Source organism: Kitasatospora sp. NPDC059577 (genome assembly GCF_042735475.1).
In the GTDB taxonomy this organism is placed as follows: Bacteria; Actinomycetota; Actinomycetes; order Streptomycetales; family Streptomycetaceae; genus Kitasatospora.
This window is the reverse complement of record NZ_JBHWBZ010000087.1, coordinates 14,122-30,184: the sequence shown is the minus strand read 5'-3', so window position 1 is coordinate 30,184 and position 16,063 is coordinate 14,122. Positions and strand designations below refer to the sequence as shown.

At 74.1% G+C, this 16,063-nt stretch carries 19 protein-coding genes; 15 read left to right on the top strand and 4 right to left on the bottom strand.

All coding sequences use genetic code 11. From position 1 onward, the window contains the following. Window positions 1-145 precede the first annotated feature (145 nt). The 7 genes from ACFV0O_RS38730 (at window position 146) to ACFV0O_RS38700 (ending at window position 5,063) form a co-directional block, all read left to right on the top strand. Window positions 146-439 carry a MoaD/ThiS family protein gene (locus tag ACFV0O_RS38730; RefSeq protein ID WP_360264029.1) on the top strand — a complete coding sequence of 98 codons (294 nt, stop codon included), beginning with the start codon at window positions 146-148 and terminating at the stop codon, window positions 437-439. A 5-nt stretch (window positions 440-444) separates the two neighbouring features. After that, window positions 445-1,938: a hypothetical protein gene (locus ACFV0O_RS38725; RefSeq protein WP_380349059.1), complete on the top strand. Its 1,494-nt coding sequence runs from the start codon at window positions 445-447 to the stop codon at window positions 1,936-1,938. A gap of 189 nt (window positions 1,939-2,127) precedes the next feature. Further along, on the top strand, window positions 2,128-2,862 hold the full coding sequence (locus tag ACFV0O_RS38720; protein WP_360264035.1) for a DUF2993 domain-containing protein: 735 nt from the start codon (window positions 2,128-2,130) through the stop codon (window positions 2,860-2,862). Between the two features lie 316 nt (window positions 2,863-3,178). Beyond that, window positions 3,179-3,259, top strand: coding sequence for an Ms5788A family Cys-rich leader peptide (locus ACFV0O_RS38715; RefSeq protein WP_350517234.1), 81 nt, complete (start codon window positions 3,179-3,181; stop codon window positions 3,257-3,259). Between the two features lie 232 nt (window positions 3,260-3,491). Next, window positions 3,492-4,328, top strand: a complete 837-nt coding sequence (locus ACFV0O_RS38710) for a sulfurtransferase (protein WP_360264038.1) — start codon at window positions 3,492-3,494, stop codon at window positions 4,326-4,328. A gap of 39 nt (window positions 4,329-4,367) precedes the next feature. Further along, the gene (locus ACFV0O_RS38705) at window positions 4,368-4,658 is read left to right on the top strand and encodes a DUF1416 domain-containing protein (protein WP_030244525.1); all 291 of its coding nucleotides are present in this window, start codon (window positions 4,368-4,370) and stop codon (window positions 4,656-4,658) included. Between the two features lie 132 nt (window positions 4,659-4,790). After that, the gene (locus ACFV0O_RS38700; RefSeq protein WP_360264041.1) at window positions 4,791-5,063 is read left to right on the top strand and encodes a DUF3099 domain-containing protein; all 273 of its coding nucleotides are present in this window, start codon (window positions 4,791-4,793) and stop codon (window positions 5,061-5,063) included. A gap of 43 nt (window positions 5,064-5,106) precedes the next feature. On the opposite strand, the gene ACFV0O_RS38695 is transcribed toward ACFV0O_RS38700, so the two are convergent. Further along, window positions 5,107-5,469 carry a DsrE family protein gene (locus tag ACFV0O_RS38695; protein ID WP_360264044.1) on the bottom strand — a complete coding sequence of 121 codons (363 nt, stop codon included), beginning with the start codon at window positions 5,467-5,469 and terminating at the stop codon, window positions 5,107-5,109. Window positions 5,470-5,818: 349 nt separating this feature from the next. Between ACFV0O_RS38695 and ACFV0O_RS38690 the strand changes: the two genes are divergently transcribed. The 3 genes from ACFV0O_RS38690 to ACFV0O_RS38680 all read left to right on the top strand — a co-directional run bounded on the left by ACFV0O_RS38690 (window position 5,819) and on the right by ACFV0O_RS38680 (window position 7,970). Beyond that, on the top strand, window positions 5,819-6,421 hold the full coding sequence (locus ACFV0O_RS38690; RefSeq protein ID WP_350632162.1) for an FABP family protein: 603 nt from the start codon (window positions 5,819-5,821) through the stop codon (window positions 6,419-6,421). Between the two features lie 102 nt (window positions 6,422-6,523). Further along, entirely contained in the window at window positions 6,524-6,988 is a 465-nt protein-coding gene (locus ACFV0O_RS38685) for a Fur family transcriptional regulator (protein WP_360264050.1), read from the top strand. A gap of 19 nt (window positions 6,989-7,007) precedes the next feature. Next, window positions 7,008-7,970, top strand: a complete 963-nt coding sequence (locus ACFV0O_RS38680; RefSeq protein WP_380349062.1) for a YgfZ/GcvT domain-containing protein — start codon at window positions 7,008-7,010, stop codon at window positions 7,968-7,970. A gap of 65 nt (window positions 7,971-8,035) precedes the next feature. Here the strand turns inward: ACFV0O_RS38680 and dtd are convergent, their stop codons facing one another. Beyond that, on the bottom strand, window positions 8,036-8,476 hold the full coding sequence (gene dtd, locus ACFV0O_RS38675; protein ID WP_380349055.1) for a D-aminoacyl-tRNA deacylase: 441 nt from the start codon (window positions 8,474-8,476) through the stop codon (window positions 8,036-8,038). Window positions 8,477-9,149: 673 nt separating this feature from the next. Here dtd and ACFV0O_RS38670 point away from each other — a divergent pair. The 3 genes from ACFV0O_RS38670 to ACFV0O_RS38660 all read left to right on the top strand — a co-directional run bounded on the left by ACFV0O_RS38670 (window position 9,150) and on the right by ACFV0O_RS38660 (window position 11,258). Beyond that, on the top strand, window positions 9,150-9,770 hold the full coding sequence (locus tag ACFV0O_RS38670; protein WP_380349053.1) for an ABC transporter substrate-binding protein: 621 nt from the start codon (window positions 9,150-9,152) through the stop codon (window positions 9,768-9,770). A gap of 74 nt (window positions 9,771-9,844) precedes the next feature. Next, window positions 9,845-10,804 (top strand): asparaginase, encoded by a 960-nt coding sequence (locus ACFV0O_RS38665; protein ID WP_380349051.1) that lies wholly within the window; start codon window positions 9,845-9,847, stop codon window positions 10,802-10,804. A gap of 244 nt (window positions 10,805-11,048) precedes the next feature. Next, window positions 11,049-11,258, top strand: coding sequence for a dodecin (locus ACFV0O_RS38660; RefSeq protein WP_360264060.1), 210 nt, complete (start codon window positions 11,049-11,051; stop codon window positions 11,256-11,258). A gap of 215 nt (window positions 11,259-11,473) precedes the next feature. Here ACFV0O_RS38660 and ACFV0O_RS38655 read toward each other — a convergent pair whose 3' ends face one another. Together ACFV0O_RS38655 and ACFV0O_RS38650 are read right to left on the bottom strand one after the other, a co-directional pair. Then, window positions 11,474-12,142, bottom strand: a complete 669-nt coding sequence (locus ACFV0O_RS38655) for a heme oxygenase (biliverdin-producing) (RefSeq protein WP_380349049.1) — start codon at window positions 12,140-12,142, stop codon at window positions 11,474-11,476. Window positions 12,143-12,402: 260 nt separating this feature from the next. Next, window positions 12,403-12,894, bottom strand: a complete 492-nt coding sequence (locus tag ACFV0O_RS38650) for an inorganic diphosphatase (RefSeq protein WP_360264066.1) — start codon at window positions 12,892-12,894, stop codon at window positions 12,403-12,405. 76 nt (window positions 12,895-12,970) lie between these two features. Here ACFV0O_RS38650 and dacB point away from each other — a divergent pair, with 76 nt between their 5' ends. Then, window positions 12,971-14,593, top strand: a complete 1,623-nt coding sequence (dacB, locus tag ACFV0O_RS38645) for a D-alanyl-D-alanine carboxypeptidase/D-alanyl-D-alanine-endopeptidase (RefSeq protein WP_380349047.1) — start codon at window positions 12,971-12,973, stop codon at window positions 14,591-14,593. Window positions 14,594-14,804: 211 nt separating this feature from the next. Beyond that, on the top strand, window positions 14,805-15,977 hold the full coding sequence (locus ACFV0O_RS38640) for a zinc-dependent metalloprotease (RefSeq protein ID WP_360264071.1): 1,173 nt from the start codon (window positions 14,805-14,807) through the stop codon (window positions 15,975-15,977). The last annotated feature ends 86 nt before the right edge of the window (window positions 15,978-16,063 follow it).

Below are 16,063 nucleotides of genomic sequence, written 5' to 3'. Positions count from 1 at the left end.
GGGACTGGGCGGGCTCCCCCCAATCCGGGCCCCCAACGCGGGGCGCGAGCGCGGGCCCTTCGTGCGGGGGGCCGGGCGCCCGACCGGGCGGCCGCCCGCCCCGGGCCACCGGGACCGGGCGAGGACGACGAGAAGGGGTGGCCCGATGGGCGCGACCACCGAGCCCGCGAGCGGCGCCCGGGTGCGCGGCACGATCCGCTACTGGGCGGCGGCGAAGTCCGAGGCCGGCCTGGCCGAGGAGCCGTACGAGGCGGCGACCCTGGCGGAGGCGCTCGCGGCGGCCAAGGAGCGGCACGCCGACAAGCCGAAGCTCGTCCGGCTGCTCGGGCACAGCTCGTACCTGGTCGACGGCGCCCAGGTGGGCGGCCGGGACCACACGACCGTCGCCCTGACCGAGGGCGGGACGGTCGAGATCCTCCCGCCGTTCGCGGGAGGCTGAGCGGCGTGACGGACATGAACGACCCGAACCGCGGCGGCTACGGCGAGTGGCCCCGACAGGCCCAGCCCGACCCGCAGCAGGCCCAGCCGCAGCACGCCCGGCCCCAGGCCCCGCAGCAGTCCCAGGCCCCGCAGGGGTACCCGCAGCACCCGCCGCAGCAGCAGCACGCGCAGTACCCGCCGCAGCAACCGCCGCCGTACGGCTATCCGGCGGACGCGGAGGCGACGGCGGTGCTGCCGGCGGTGCCGGCGTTCGACGACGCGGCCGCGACCACGCTGCTGCCGCCGGTGCCCCCGATGGACGACGCCGCGGCCACCACGCTGCTGCCGCCGGTGGTGGTCTCCGGTGCGATGCCCGCCGCGCCGCCCCGGCATCCGAGGCAGGCTCCGGCCCAGCACCAGCACCAGCACCAGCAGCAGCCTCCGGCTCAGCCTTGGCAGCAGCAGGCGCCGCAGCATCCGCAGGCACAGCAACACCCGCGGCCGCAACACCCGCAGGCCCCGCAGCCGCAACACCCGCAGGCACCGCAGCCGCAGCACCCGCAGCAGCAGCAGGCGCTGGCCCGGTCCCGGGCCCGGCACGCGGCCCCGGCGCCGGACCAGACGCCGCCTGCCGAGCCGCAGCCCGTTGCCGCGCAGCAGACGGCGGAGGCCTTCGATCCGCCGACCATGACGCTCAAGCGCCCGCCCGCCCCCGGCGGGCCCGGACCGGGCGGGGCGGTGGGTGCCCCGGCCGTGCCGCCGTTCGCGGCCGTCCCGGCGCAGCCCGTGCCGTCGGCCGGTCCGCGCGGCCGGACCGGTTCGCCGATCATCGACCCGGGCCTGCAGCCGGCCCTGATCACGGCCGGTGCGGCCGCGCTGCTGGCCGGCGGTGCGGCGCTCGGGCAGGTGGCGCTGGCCCTGGTGGTCGCGCTGCTGCAGCTGCTGACGGCGGCCGGCTGGTTCCGGCTGAACGGCATGTGGCCGGCGCGCCAGGGCATCCTGCTCGCCGCGCTGGCCGGGCTCACCGCGGACGTGGCGGTGCTGCTGGCGGACTCCGACGGCGGCGTGGCGGCCGTGGTGGGCACGCTGGGCGGGTTCTTCCTGCTGGTCCTGGTGCTGCAGACGTTCCGTCCGTCGGACCCGAAGGAGCGGTTCTACGCCCTGACGGTGCTGGGTTCGGCCACCGTGGTGACGGCACTGTGCACCTCGCTGCTGCTGGCCGACTGGGTGCCGGCCGGGGTGGGTGCGGTCGCGCTGGCCACGCTGCTGGCCGCGGCGCCGTTGCCCGGCCCGAAGCAGCTGGGCCCGGTCCTGGGCCTGGCCGCGGCCGTGGCGCTGGGCCTGCTGGTGGGTGCTCCGGTGGCGCTGGGCGTGCTCGCCGGGCTGGGGGCGCTGGTCGGCCGCCGGGTCGCCGCGTACGACTTCCCGTCCCGGTTCGTGCACATGACGGCGGGCGTGGCGCTGCCGCTGGCGGTGGCCGCGCCGCTGATCTGGATCGCCACCGATCTGTTGGCCTGATCCTCCCGGCGCAGGGGAGCGCCCTTCCCACCGACGTCCCGTCCCGGAACCATGCTCCGGGGCGGGACGTCGTACGGTCGTGCGGAGCGGCCGCGTCCGGCGGTCGCCACGGGCCGGTGAACGACGGCGACGAACGACCTGCGAACGACCTGCGAACGACCACAGCGACCGGCGACGACGGGGGACACGATGCGCGGATGGCTGAAGGCCACGATCGGTCTGGTGGTGCTCTCCGGCCTCCTGGTGGGCGCCGACCGGATCGCGGTCGGCGTGGCCGAGGACGAGGCCGCCGACCGGATCGTGCAGAGCGGCCGGATGAGCCAGCGGCCGGACGTCTCGATCGAGGGCTTCCCGTTCCTCACCCAGGTGCTGTCGATGAAGCTGGACGACGTCCGGATATCCGCCGACGGCCTCACCGTCGGCGACGGCAGCCACCAGGTGGCGCTGCACTCGTTCAAGGCGAAGCTCGCCGGCGTCAAGGTGAGCGACAGTATGAACAGCGCCACGGTGGACAACGGCACCGGCAGCGGCGTGATCTCGTACCCGGACCTCGCGCAGCTGCTGCCGCCGGCTTCCCAGCTGCTGCACGGCGCCAAGCTGCCGGTGGGCAGCACCACCCGGCTGAGCCTGTCGTACGGCGGCCCGGGCAAGGTCAAGGCCTCGCTGGGGCCGATCGCGATCGGCGAGGGCACCGTGCACAACGACGGGAACACCGTGACGGTGGACGGCTTCCGGCTGACTTCCCTGGCGGGGATGGTCGCCGGGATGGCCAACCAGCAGATCGAGCCGATGAGCTTCACGCTGGACACGCTGCCGGCCGGGTTGAAGCTGGCCGCCAAGGACGGCGACAAGGACGGCGTGGCGCCGCTGCCGGAGGGTCTCCAGCTGACCTTCGACGGCAAGGGCGTCAAGCTCCTGGGCTGATCCCGCCGCCGTCCTGCTGCCCGTCGTCCCGCCGAGGGTCCGGGAGGGTCCGGGAGGGCCGGGGGCCGGGACTCCAAGGTCCGTCGGGTCTCCGAATCCGTGATCTTCATACCGCCGAAACGTTCCGCTCCGCGAGACGCGCTGTCCAGCGTGGACCGCGGAGCGGTGGTGTTTCCGCCCGTTGCGTGCCGCTGAGGGGCGGCCGGGCCGGGCCCGACGGGTCGAGCGAAGGCCAAATCTTGCAATGTGGATGTTTTGATCTCAATATTCGATACGCTGGTGACAGCGGGCCGTCGGTGTCCCTAGCATCGTCGGCATGAAGCGACAGACGGACCTCACGAAGCGGCGGGCGGTAGACCTGTGCCGCGTGGCCGCCTGTCTGTGTCGAATGCGCTGACTCGGCATCCCGGCAGGGCAGTTGAAGCCCGCCGCCGATCTCCCCGGTGACCGTTCCCGGCCGCAGTCGCGGGCCGGCGCCGATGTACTCCGCAGTCTCCTGCCCCGCCGCACCGGTCCACCCGCGCTGTCCCAGTATTCGGACAGGGATTCGGACCGTACCCGCCGGGCACTCCTGCAGCACCCCCCTGAGCAGCACCTTCCGCAAACCGCCCTCGGATGGAGAACCCACCATGAGCCGCAGCGACGTCCTGGTCGACGCCGACTGGGTCCAGGCCCACCTGGACGACCCGAAGGTCGTCATCGTCGAGGTCGACGAGGACACCTCCGCCTACGAGAAGAACCACATCCGCAACGCCGTCCGGATCGACTGGAAGCAGGACCTCCAGGACCCGGTCCGCCGCGACTTCATCGACCAGGCCGGCTTCGAGGCGCTGCTCAGTGCCAAGGGCATCGCCAACGACGACACCGTCGTCCTGTACGGCGGCAACAACAACTGGTTCGCCTCGTACGCCTACTGGTACTTCAAGCTGTACGGCCACGGCGACGTCCGCCTGCTGGACGGCGGCCGCAAGAAGTGGGAGCTGGACTCCCGCGACCTGGTCTCCGAGGTGCCGGCCCGCCCGGCCACCGAGTACGCGGCGCAGCCCGCCGACTCGTCGATCCGCGCGTTCCGCGACGACGTGATCGCCGCCATCGGCACCCTGAACCTGGTCGACGTCCGCTCGCCCGACGAGTTCTCCGGCAAGCTGCTCGCCCCGGCCCACCTCCCGCAGGAGCAGTCGCAGCGCCCCGGCCACGTGCCGAGCGCCCGCAACATCCCGTGGGCCAAGAACGCCAACGACGACGGCACCTTCAAGAGCGACGACGAGCTCAAGGCGCTGTACGAGGCCGAGGGCGTCGACCTGGCGACGGACACCATCGCCTACTGCCGCATCGGCGAGCGCTCCGCGCTCACCTGGTTCGTGCTGCACGAGCTGCTCGGCCAGGAGAACGTCAAGAACTACGACGGCTCGTGGACCGAGTACGGCAGCCTGGTCGGCGTGCCGATCGAGCTCGGCAGCAACTGAGCCTCCGGCTCGACCCGTAAGTCAGAAGGGAAAACAGACATGTGCGGTGCGAAGGCCGGCGGCCCGGACCTGGCAGGAGTTGACGTGGCGAACGAGACGATCATCCAGGGTTCGGTGACCCGCGACGGTGAGCCGGTCAACGGCTACGTCCGGCTGCTGGACGAGGGCGGAGAGTTCACGGCCGAGGTGCCCACCTCGGCGACCGGCCAGTTCCGGTTCTTCGCCCGCCCGGGCAAGTGGACCCTGCGGGCGCTGGTGCCGGGCCAGACCGTGGACCGTCAGGTGGTGGCCTCCCAGGGCGCCGCCGTCGAGGTCGCGATCGCGGTCTGACCGCCTCCCGACCGGAGCGCGTATACCGGCGCGTGCGGACTGCCGCGCGCGGACCGGCGCGCGTCCACCCGAGTGCGGACGACACTCCGAGGGCCCCTGCCGTGCAGGGGCCCTCGGCCGTACCGTGGAGGAGTGCAGGCAAGGCGGCGGCGTCGCTACTACTTCGCCATGATGGGCGTGTGCCTGGGCCTGTTCGTCATGGCCTGGGGCGTGGTGCGGTTCTTCTCGGTCGGCGCGGCGATCGGCATGTGCGTGGTCGCGATGGTGATCCCGCCGGCCGCCGCGGTGTTCGCCAACAAGCGGGACCCGGACGACGACTGGTGGAACGACCCGCGCTGGGACGACCCGAAGTGGGAGGATCCCGGCCACGACCGGGACCACCCCGACCACGAGCAGCGTCCGTAGCCGTCGGCACACATCAGCGCACATCAGCGCCCGGCGGCGCCCGTCAGTACACGAGGGCCTGGACGCCGTCCGCCATGATCTCGCTGACGAAGACCTGCGCGCCGGCGATCCGGACACCCTCGACGGTGTCCTTCTGCTCGATCCCGCGCCGGGCCGCGCACTGGGTGCACAGCGTCACCGAGCCGGCCGCCCGGATCGACTCCAACAGGTCCGGCAGCGGTGCCGCGTGCGGCAGTTCGAACTCCGCAGCCCGGCCCGGCAGCGCGAACCAGGAGGACTCGCCGGTCAGCCAGAGCGAGACCTCGATCCCACTGGCGACGGCCACCGCCGCTACCGTGAACGCCTGCGAGCACCGCTCCGGCGCGTCCGCCCCTGCGGTGACCTTGATGACCAGTTTCTTCGACATGGCGACACCTTAGAGCGCCCGCCACCCCCGCCGTCCGTCATCCCCGGAACCCGCGGGCAAAGCTTGAGCGGCGTGGTAGCACCGGCGCGGAACCGCGACGTGGTGGGGCTCACCGCGACCGGCCGTGGCCCGACGGATAGAGTGAGCGCAGCAAAATCCACCACACTGTCGCCGCCTGGGAGCCCCCCGTGTCCGGTCTGGAAATGTTCTTCGACGGTCTGCTGGCCCTCATGGCCGTGCTGATCACCTGGTTCGCCATCTTCTCGGTGATGAAGCTGTACCAGGGCCAGCGCTGAGCCTGCCGTACGGTTGAGGCAGCCCCACACCGACGACGACAGCGACCAGGAACATGATCGAGATCCCTTCCGACCTCCACAAGGACGTCGTCCCGCTCGCCTTCCTCCTCGGCACCTGGGAGGGCGCGGGCGTCTACGCCCCTCTGCCGGGTGAAGGGGGCCCCGGCGCGGAGAAGTGCAACTTCGGCCAGGAGATCGTGATCCGGCACGACGGCCGCCCCTTCCTGGAGTTCCGCTCCCGCACCTGGGTGCTGGACAACGAGGGCGAGAAGGTCCGCCCGCTGGAGAACGAGCACGCGTTCTGGCGCATCACGAGCAACCACGACGGCACCAGCGGCGCCCGGGGGATCGAGATCTCCTCCGTCCGTGACGACGGCACCGTCGAGATCTGGTACGGCGAGCTGGCCGACGGCAAGCCCCAGGTCGACGTCTCCACCGACGCCGTGGCCCGGATCGAGGGCTCGCCGGAGTACTCGGGCGGCAAGCGTCTGTACGGCTTCGTCAACGGCGAGCTGCTCTGGGTCGGCGAGAAGGCCGCGCCGAACGTGCCGCTGCGCCCGTACATGTCCGCGCAGCTGAAGAAGGTGCTCAGCCCGGCTCAGCTGATCAAGGACATCAACGACCTGCCGGACGACGGCATCGCCTTCTTCAAGTAGGCACGACCCGTGTGACGGCCCAGTCGTGCACGAGGTAGGGACCGGCCCGCGGCCGGTCCCTACACTTGCATCAGGACCCCCGACCTTGGCAGGGACAGCACCGTGGCGGACACCGGCACCACCGACTGGCAGCTCTCCGGCGACTGGAAGACCGACCTGCGCGAGCGCGGCTACCGCCTCACCCCGCAGCGGCAGCTCGTGCTGGAGGCCGTCGACGCCCTCGACCACGCCACCCCGGACGACATCCTCTGTCACGTCCGGCGGACCGCCAGCGGCATCAACATCTCCACCGTCTACCGGACCCTGGAGCTGCTGGAGGAACTGGGCCTGGTCTCGCACGCCCACCTCGGCCACGGCGCCCCGACCTACCACCTGGCCGGCCGCCACCACCACCTGCACCTGGTCTGCCGGGACTGCGAGAAGGTCACCGAGACCGACACCGAGATCGCCCAGCCGCTGATCGACAGCCTGCGCGCGCAGCACGGCTTCGACACCGACCTCAAGCACTTCGCCATCTTCGGCCGCTGTGCCGACTGCACCGCCAAGCTCGCCGGGGACCGGCCGTAAGCTGGCCGGTATGACCGGTGTGAAGAGCCCGCTGCTTGCCCTGCCCGGAGCCGTCCCCGCCGAGGGGGCCGACGAGGGCGTCGCCGCCCACTACGGCGACATCTTCCGCGAGCAACGCAACCTCGCGCGGGGCACCGGCTTCGTCGACCTCTCGCACCGCGGGGTCGTCACCGTCACCGGCGCGGACCGCCTCTCCTGGCTGCACCTGCTGCTCACCCAGCACGTCAGCGAACTGGCGCCGCAGCAGGCGGCCGAGGCACTGGTGCTCTCCCCGAACGGGCACGTCGAGCACGCCCTCTACCTGGTGGACGACGGCACCACCACCTGGGCGCACGTCGAGCCGGGCACCCAGGGCGCGCTGGTCGCCTACCTGGAGAGCATGAAGTTCTTCTACCGGGTGGAGGTCGCCGACGCGACCGCCGAATACGCCGTGGTCCACCTGCCGGCCGGCTCCGCCACCTCCGCCGAGGGCGTCGCCGCCGTCCGCGAACTCCCTTACGGGCGCGACCTGTTCGTGCCGCGCGCCGACCTGGAGAAGCTCACCTCCGGATACGGCCCGGCCGCCGGGATCTGGGCCTACGAGGCGCTGCGGATCGAGGGCCACCGGCCCCGGCTCGGCTTCGAGACCGACCACCGGACCATCCCGCACGAGGTGGACTGGCTGCGCACCGCCGTGCACCTGCAGAAGGGCTGCTACCGCGGCCAGGAGACCGTCGCCCGGGTGCACAACCTGGGCCGCCCGCCGCGCCGACTGGTCTTCCTGCACCTGGACGGCACCGAGGAGTCGCTGCCCCCGCACGGCACCGAGGTGCGGCTGGCCACCGACCCGGACGGCCGGGCGCTCGGCTTCGTGACCTCCTCGGCCCGGCACCACGAGCTGGGGCCGATCGCGCTGGCGATCGTCAAGCGGAACGTCCCGGTGGACGCGGTGCTGCTGGCCGGGACGGTGCCGGGCACCCAGGACGTGATCGTCCCGCAGTAGGCCGCGCCGGGCGCCGGGCCGGTTCCGGTCGGGCCCGCGCCCGGATCCGTGCCCGGCCGGGACGCTCAGACCTCGACGAGGACGGTGAACGGGCCGTCGTTCACCAGCGCCACCTGCATGTCGGCGCCGAACCGGCCCGTCTCCACCTTGGCGCCCAGCGCCCGCAGCCGGGCGACCACCTCGTCCACCAGCGGTTCGGCGACCGGGCCGGGGGCGGCGGCGTTCCAGGTGGGACGGCGGCCCTTGCGGGCGTCTCCGTAGAGGGTGAACTGGCTGATCACCAGGAGCGGGGCGCCGAGGTCCGAGCAGCTCTGCTCGACGCCATCGTCGTTCGCCGGCAGCAGCCGCAGCGTCCAGAGCTTGCGGGCCAGTTGGGCGGCCTTGTCGGGGGTGTCCTCGTGGGTGACGCCGACCAGGACGCAGAGCCCGGGCCCCTCGATCGCGCCGACGGTCTCACCGGCCACGGTCACCCGGGCCTCGCTCACTCGCTGCACCACTGCTCGCATGCCGTCATTGTGCCGGAGGGCGCCGACGGCCCCGGGCGGGAGGGGGCCGGGGCTCCCGGCCCCTGGCACCGCGCTCCGCACACGGCCGCGTGCCCCCGCGCGCGCCGCCGGGGCCGCCCCGCCCGGCCCCCGTCCCCGCCTCCCGCGTCGCGTCGCCCGTACGCCCCCGCTCCCGCGTCGCGTCGCCCGTGCGGCCCCGCCCGTCGCGCCGTGTCCCCCACGTGCGTCACAGAGGTCTCTCAGGGCGCACACGAGGGGCGCGTAGGAGGATGCCGCACGCCATGACGCGAGCGCCTGCGCCGGGGCAGGCGCCGCGCTTCCTGGGGAAAGGTCCGGTCATACCAGCCACCCCCGTTCGCCAGGGGGCCGTTCGGGTGCACGGGCGGTGCGCGCGCGCCGGGCGGGGTGGCACGCTGGTGGCCGTACGAAGGGTCCGGGGCGCCATCAGGTCCGCCGCGTCGGGCCCCGGGTTCGGCCGGGCGGTCGAGCCGGTGGGTCAGGTGTTCTGGCGGCGTCGCCCCGACGGGTGGTCGCGGCCGGGGAGCGGAACCTCCGGGGGCTCCCGGGCGTGCCACGCACGGAACGCCGAGCCCGTCGGGGGACGGGCCGGACCGGCGGCAGGGACGGGGTGCCGCGAGCGGGCGGGATCGGACGACGGCAGGTGGGTTGGGTGATGGACGCGAGCAGCGCGGCGCGGGACCGGGCCGGGCAGGTGGTACGGGCCCCCGGGGCCCCGTGCGGCCCGGTGGCGGGTGCGGAGGGCGAGCCGGACCTGGGGCGGCTGGGCCTGGACCAGCTGCGGGTGCTGCGCCGGGAGACCATGGAGCAGGAGGCCGACCTGTCGTACCTGCGGCGGCTGCTGCACGGGCGGATGGACATCCTGCGCGCCGAGCTCGACCGGCGTCCCGGCGCGGGCCCCGTCCGGGCGGTCGGCGCCGCCGGCCCCGACCCGGTCCCCGGCGACCTGCTGGACCGGCTGCCGGCCATCCTGACCGACGCGCCCTCCACCGTGCGGCGCTCGGCCCGGCACGTCACCCTCGGCCCGCCGCGCACCCGGGAGTCCCGGCTGGAGGCGGACGCGCTGATGGGCGACGTCCAGCTGGCCGACCTGGCGGCCCACCCGGCCGAGGAGCTGCTGGCCGCCCTGGAGCGGCTTCGCGCGCACGAGCGGGAGGTGTCCGGCCGGCGTCAGCGGCTGCTGCGCACGGCCGACGGTTGCAATGCCGAGATCACCCGCAGGTACCGTGATGGGGAAGCACGGGTCGACGACCTGCTCGCAGGGGGGCCGCTCTGACCGGGTGAGTCGCTGCGGGCGGGTGGGGCCCGGCTCGCTCCCGGCTCACCCTCGCCCCGGAAGGCCCACCCCCCATGCCCCAGCTCGCCACCGCGCCCGTCCTCGCCGAGGTCATACGATCCGGCTTCGTCGAGGGCCACCACCACGGGTCCCTGGTGCTGCTCGCCGCCGACGGCTCGGTCGAGTTCGCGCTGGGCGACCCGGACGCGCCGGTCTTCCCGCGGTCGACGGCCAAGCCGTTCCAGGCGGTCGCCACGCTGCGGGCCGGGCTGGCGATCGAGGGCGAGCTGCTGGCGCTGGCGGCTTCCAGCCACTCCGCAGAATCGTTTCACCTCGACGGCGTGCGGACCATCCTCGCCTCCGCCGGGCTCGACGAGTCGGCCCTGCGCACCCCGGCCGACCTGCCGCTGGACGAGACCGAGGCGGAGCTGCTGCTCGGCGCCGGCGGCCACCGCGCCCCGATCCTGATGGACTGCTCCGGCAAGCACGCCGGCTGGCTCGCCGCCTGCGTGGCCAACGGCTGGGACACCGCGAGCTACCTCGACCCGGCCCACCCGATCCAGCGGCTGGCCCGCGAGGCCCTGGAGGAGGGCACCGGCGAGACCCCCGCGCACGCCGGTGTCGACGGCTGCGGCGCCCCGCTGCTGGCCGTCACCCTGACCGGCCTGGCCCGCAGCTACCGCGGCCTGGTGCTGGCCGCCACGGGGACCGCGCCGCGCCGGGTGGCCGACGCGATGCGCGCCCACCCCGAGTACGTGGCCGGCACCCGCCGGGCCGACACCTGGCTGATGCGGGCGGTCCCCGGCGCGCTGTCCAAGATGGGTGCCGAGGCCGTCCAGGTGGTGGCCCTGCCGGACGGCCGGGCGCTGGCCTTCAAGATCGACGACGGCGGCGAGCGCGCCCGCGGACCGGTCCTGGCGGCCGCCCTGCGCCGGCTCGGGGTGACCGGCGCGGAGGAGACCGTCGAGCGGATCGGCGCGGCTCCGCTGCTCGGCGGCGGCGCCGCGGTCGGAGAGGTGCGGGCGGCCTTCTAGGGCCTGCGGGGGCGGCCTTCCAGGGCCGGCTCGGCCGGCCTCCCAGGGCCTGTCGGGACGGGCTCCCCGGGCCTGCTGGGGCGGCGTGCCGGCCGGGCGGGCCCGCGGGCCGGGACTGACCCCGGGCCCGCGGTCAGGAGCCCGTCGGACTCCTGCACGGAGAACGGCGGCCGCCCGGGGTGCGGGCGGCGCGGCGGCGGTGCACGGTGGACCGGGGGCCGTCGCACAGCTGAGGGAGTCCGCCATGACCGACCACGTGTACCGGGTGACCGAGATCGTCGGGTCGTCGACCGAGAGCATCGACGCCGCGATCCGCAACGGGGTGGAGCGGGCCGCCCAGACGCTGCGCAACCTCGACTGGTTCGAGGTCTCGCAGGTCCGGGGCCATCTGGAGGACGGCCGGATCAAGCACTTCCAGGTCTGCATGAAGGTCGGCTTCCGGCTGGAGGACTGACCCGGGTCAGCCCTGCTCCGGAGGCACCGGCGGCACCCCGGTGGTCCCGCTGCCCGCCACCGCGGCGGGTCTGCTGCCGGTCGGCGGCAGCGCCGTCGTGCCGGTATGCAACCGCCTTGGTGCCCAAAGGGTCTGAGGATGTGTCAGGGGTCGGCGTCGGCGGGCGGTCGCTCGCCGGGGCCGACCCCGTTGTCGCGTGGAACGCGTGGAAGCGGCTACGCGCTCAGTGGGTAGCGGGTGTCGAGGTCACGGAAGACCGCTCCGTTGAGCACGAAGGCCCGCTTGCACTCCTCGACCACCCGGCGCCGCTCGACCTCGTCCATCGCGGCCCCTGCCGTGTCCAGCCTGGCCCGGTACTCGCGCTTGAAGGCGGCCGGGTTGTCGACCTCCTCGAAGACGTAGAACCGCACGCCGTCGCCCTTGCGCGCGAAGCCCCAGGTCTTCTCCGCGATGCCCCGGATGATTTGGCCGCCCGACAGGTCGCCGAGGTAGCGGGTGTAGTGGTGCGCGATGTACCCGGCCGGCCACCCGGTGGTCAGCTCCTCGACCCGTGCGACGTACGCGGCGGTGGCCGGGAGCGGGGCCAGGCCGTCCCGCCAGTCGGGGCCGCGCAGGTGCACCAGGTCGTGCTCGATGGCGGCGGTGCGCAGCAGCGACCGGTCGACGAAGGGCCCGGCCAGGGAGTGTGCGGCGAGCTGCTCGGTCCGGCTCTCCAGGGCCCGGTAGACGTACCAGAGTTGGCCGGTGAGGTCGGCGTACGCCTCGATCCCGAGCTGTCCGCCGAGCAGGCGGCTCATGAACGAGGAGTGTTCGGCGGCCTCGTGCTCCTCGCTGCTGGCGGTGCGGAGCACGGTGGAGAACGGGAGGGTCTCGGGCGCGGGCATGCGGCCTCCAGGGATCGGCTGCGGCCGGGTCGGCTTCGACCCCGTCATATTGGTTAGCCTAACCTGACCTCTCGGGTTGTCGACAGTCTGTCGGCAACCCGTTCCGCGAGGGTCCCGGGCCCGGTTGCGACCCGGGCCGGCTGCGACACGGCCCCGGGTGCGACAGGGGCCGGGGTCCGCGGACGAATCCGTGAACCCCGGCCCCGTGCTGTCCCGACCTACCTCGAACTGCCCTGATCGAACGAGATCGGAACGACGGCTCAGTGACCGCCCTGGTCCGCCAGACGCTTGATCGAAGCGGTGACCTCGGCCTCGGCCTCGGAGCGGCCGACCCAGTTGGCGCCCTCGACGGACTTGCCGGGCTCCAGGTCCTTGTAGACCTCGAAGAAGTGCTGGATCTCCAGGCGGTCGAACTCCGACACGTGGTGGATGTCCCGCAGGTGCTCCCAGCGCGGGTCGGTCGCCGGGACGCAGAGCAGCTTGTCGTCGCCGCCGGCCTCGTCGGTCATGTGGAACATGCCGATGGCGCGGCACTTGATGAGGCAACCCGGGAAGGTCGGCTCGTCCAGGATGACCAGGGCGTCCAGCGGGTCGCCGTCCTCGCCGAGCGTGCCCTCGACGTAGCCGTAGTCCGCCGGGTAACGGGTCGAGGTGAAGAGCATCCGGTCGAGCCGCAGACGGCCGGTCTCGTGGTCGACCTCGTACTTGTTACGAGAGCCCTTCGGGATTTCGATAAGGACGTCGAATTCCAACGGTTCCTCCAAGGTAGGGACTGACAGAATCCAAGTGTCTCCTACGGGAGTGAGTGCTCGGGAAAGGGGCCGGTCGGTGGGCGCTGGGGGAGGGGCGGCTCGCCGCCGCAGGGGGACGGCCGCGGGGCTGTTCGGGGCGGCGGTCCTGGTCGCCGGGACGGTCCTGACCGCGAGCGGTGCGTACGCCCAGCCGTCCCCGGTCCCGGGCGGGCACAGCGCCGGGCACGGCGAGGACGACGAGCGCGACAGCGGGGACGGGCACGACGGCAGGAAGGGCGACCACGGGAAGGTCGGCGCCGGGCCCGGGTCCGGCGAAGGCCGGAGTGCCACGCCCGGCCGCCGGTCCGGATCGCCCGCCTCCGCGCCGGCCTCCGCGCCCGCCACCGGCGGCGGTGACGCGGCGGCCGCGCGACCGGGCCCCGTGCCGGGCGCCGTCCTGGCCGCCGCCGCGGCCGGTCCGGAGGCCGCGGCCCCCAGCACGCAGGGCCTGCAGCAGGCGCTCGCCGCCGCGCTCGCCGACCGGAACCTCGGCGAGGTCACCTTCGCCGTCGCGGACGCCGCCGGCGGTCAACTCCTGTACGGCTCCGGGGAGAACGCCCCGGCCACGCCCGCCTCCACCACCAAACTGGCCACCTCGGTCGCGGCCCTGTCCCTGATCCCCGGCGACGCCCGACTGACCACCCGGGTGGTCCGAGGCGCGGAACCCGGCACGGTCACCCTGGTCGGCGGCGGCGACCCGACGCTCACCGCACTGCCCGCCGACCAGGTGCAGATCGGCGGCCAGCCCGCCGACGCCGACACCGCCCCCGCCTCGCTGGACGCCCTCGCCCGGCAGACCGCCGCCGCCCTCGCCGCCGCCGGCACCACCACCGTCAAGCTGGACTACGACCTGTCGCTGTACAGCGGCAACCCGCAGCACCGGAACCACGACGCGCAGAACATCGCCCTGGTCGTCCCGCTGATGGTGGACGAGGCCAAGGCGGACCCGAGGAGCCGCGAGGAGGCGCCCGACCGCGTCGCCGACCCGGCCGGCGCCGCCGCCGAGGCCTTCGCCGCCCTGCTCAGGGCCCAGGGCGTCACGGTGGAGGGCAGGGCCAGGCCCGCCGCCGCCCCGGCCGCCGCCGACGCGCCCGTCCTCGGCCGGGTCGACTCGCCCACGGTCGACCGGCTGGTCGAGCGCCTGCTGACCACCTCCGACAACCAGCTCGCCGAGGCGATCGCCCGTCAGGTCGCCCTCGCCGCCCATCAGCCGGCCAGCTTCGAGGGGGCGGCCGCCGCCGTCACCCAGGAGCTCGCCCGGCTCGGCGTGCCGATGACGGGCGTGGTCCTCGACGACGGCAGCGGCCTGCACCCGGACAACGCGATACCGCCCGCCGTCCTGGTCCGCCTCCTCTCCCTGGCCGCCTCCGAGCAGCACCCCGCGCTGCGGCCGGTCCTCACCGGCCTCCCGGTCGCCGGTTTCACCGGCACCCTCGGCAAGCGCTACGGCAGTGGCTCCGGCGCCGCCGGCGCGGCCGGCCTGATCCGCGCCAAGACCGGCACCCTCAGGGGCGTCAACACCCTCGCCGGCACCGTCGTCGACGCCGACGGCCGGCTCCTCGCCTTCGCCGTGATGACCCGCACTCCCGCGCCCGTCGACACCGCCCGGGCGGCGATGGACCGCATCGCCGCCCACCTCGCCGCCTGCGGCTGCCACTGACCCGCCCGCACCGCCCGTGCGCGGCTCCGGCGCGCCTTCCCCGGCGCTGCTCGGACCGGTGGAACGGACCGGTGAAACGGGCCGCCGAATCCGGGCCGCCGTGGGGCCGGTGTGCCCGCTGGGCCTGGACCGGCGCGGGGCGGCGGTGTCGGGGAGGGGTGTTCCGGGCAGGTGGCTGCCGTTGGTGGTGGGGAGCACGTACGGTGAGGGCATGACGAGCGCGAGTGGCGGTGCTGACATGGTCGACTGGAACCTCGCGGTCGCAACTGCGACCAGACTGGTGCGGCCGGGGCCGGAGGTGAGCCGGGCGGAAGCCGCGGCGGTGGTCGCCGAGCTGCGCCGGCACGCCCTGGAGGCGGAGGAGCACGTACGGGCGTTCACCGGCATGCGGTCGTCGAGCCTGGCGCGGGCCGCGGCGACGCCGGTCCTGGTGGTGGACCGCCCCGGGTGGGTGCGGGCCAACGTGGCGGGCTTCCGCACGGTCGTCCAGCCGCTGGTGGAGAAGCTGCAGGCCCGCCGCGCGAACAGCGCGACGGCCGGGGTGTTCGGCACGGTGGGGGAGAAGGCGACCGGCATCGAGGTCGGGGCGCTGCTGGCGTTCCTGGCGACCAAGGTGCTGGGCCAGTACGAGACCTTCGCCCCGGCCGAGCCCTCGCTGGAGGCGCCGGACAGCCCGGCGGCGCTGTTCGACAAGCCGCGGCTGGGGCCGGAGGGCCCCGGGCCGGGCCGGCTGCTGCTGGTGGCGCCGAACATCGTGCACGTCGAGCGGGAGCTGGACGTCGACCCGTCCGACTTCCGGCTCTGGGTCTGCCTGCACGAGGAGACGCACCGGACGCAGTTCACCGCGGTGCCGTGGCTGCGCGACCACATCCAGTCGGAGGTGCAGTCCTTCCTCACCGAGACGGACGTCGACCCGGGCGCGCTGCTGGACCGGCTGCGCGACGCCGCGGGTTCGTTCGGCGGGCTGCCGGGCGTGGGCGGCCGGGAGGGCGCCTCCTCGTCGAACCTGATGGAGATCGTCCAGTCGCCCGCGCAGCGCGAGATCCTCGGCCGGCTGACGGCCGTGATGTCGCTGCTGGAGGGCCACGCGGACGTGGTGATGGACGGTGTCGGCCCGGCGGTGGTGCCGACGGTCGCGGAGATCCGGGAGAAGTTCCAGCAGCGCCGGGACCGTGGTGCGAACCGGCTCGACCTGCTGCTGCGCCGGCTGCTGGGCATGGACGCCAAGCTGCGCCAGTACCAGGACGGCGCGGTGTTCGTGCGCGGGGTGGTGGAGCAGGTCGGCATGGAGGGGTTCAACCGGGTGTGGACGTCCCCGAACACCCTTCCGACCAAGGAGGAGATCCACGACCCGGCCGCCTGGGTGGCCCGGGTGGCCCGCTGAGCGTCACGAGCGGGCCGGCCGGGACGCCGCCGCGCCGCGAGCCGGACGGCAAGCGGCGCGCGGCGGTCAAACCCGCTCGTACGAGT

Coding starts and splice junctions, on each gene's coding strand:
- ACFV0O_RS38690 (WP_350632162.1), top strand. CDS start 5,819: ATGATCGAGATCCCTTCCGACCTCCACAAGGACGTCGTCCCGCTCGCC.
- ACFV0O_RS38655 (WP_380349049.1), bottom strand. CDS start 12,142: ATGCCCGCGCCCGAGACCCTCCCGTTCTCCACCGTGCTCCGCACCGCC.
- ACFV0O_RS38665 (WP_380349051.1), top strand. CDS start 9,845: ATGCCCCAGCTCGCCACCGCGCCCGTCCTCGCCGAGGTCATACGATCC.
- ACFV0O_RS38640 (WP_360264071.1), top strand. CDS start 14,805: ATGACGAGCGCGAGTGGCGGTGCTGACATGGTCGACTGGAACCTCGCG.
- ACFV0O_RS38705 (WP_030244525.1), top strand. CDS start 4,368: ATGTGCGGTGCGAAGGCCGGCGGCCCGGACCTGGCAGGAGTTGACGTG.
- ACFV0O_RS38715 (WP_350517234.1), top strand. CDS start 3,179: ATGAAGCGACAGACGGACCTCACGAAGCGGCGGGCGGTAGACCTGTGC.
- ACFV0O_RS38660 (WP_360264060.1), top strand. CDS start 11,049: ATGACCGACCACGTGTACCGGGTGACCGAGATCGTCGGGTCGTCGACC.
- ACFV0O_RS38720 (WP_360264035.1), top strand. CDS start 2,128: ATGCGCGGATGGCTGAAGGCCACGATCGGTCTGGTGGTGCTCTCCGGC.
- ACFV0O_RS38695 (WP_360264044.1), bottom strand. CDS start 5,469: ATGTCGAAGAAACTGGTCATCAAGGTCACCGCAGGGGCGGACGCGCCG.
- ACFV0O_RS38710 (WP_360264038.1), top strand. CDS start 3,492: ATGAGCCGCAGCGACGTCCTGGTCGACGCCGACTGGGTCCAGGCCCAC.
- ACFV0O_RS38730 (WP_360264029.1), top strand. CDS start 146: ATGGGCGCGACCACCGAGCCCGCGAGCGGCGCCCGGGTGCGCGGCACG.
- ACFV0O_RS38670 (WP_380349053.1), top strand. CDS start 9,150: ATGGACGCGAGCAGCGCGGCGCGGGACCGGGCCGGGCAGGTGGTACGG.
- dtd (WP_380349055.1), bottom strand. CDS start 8,476: ATGCGAGCAGTGGTGCAGCGAGTGAGCGAGGCCCGGGTGACCGTGGCC.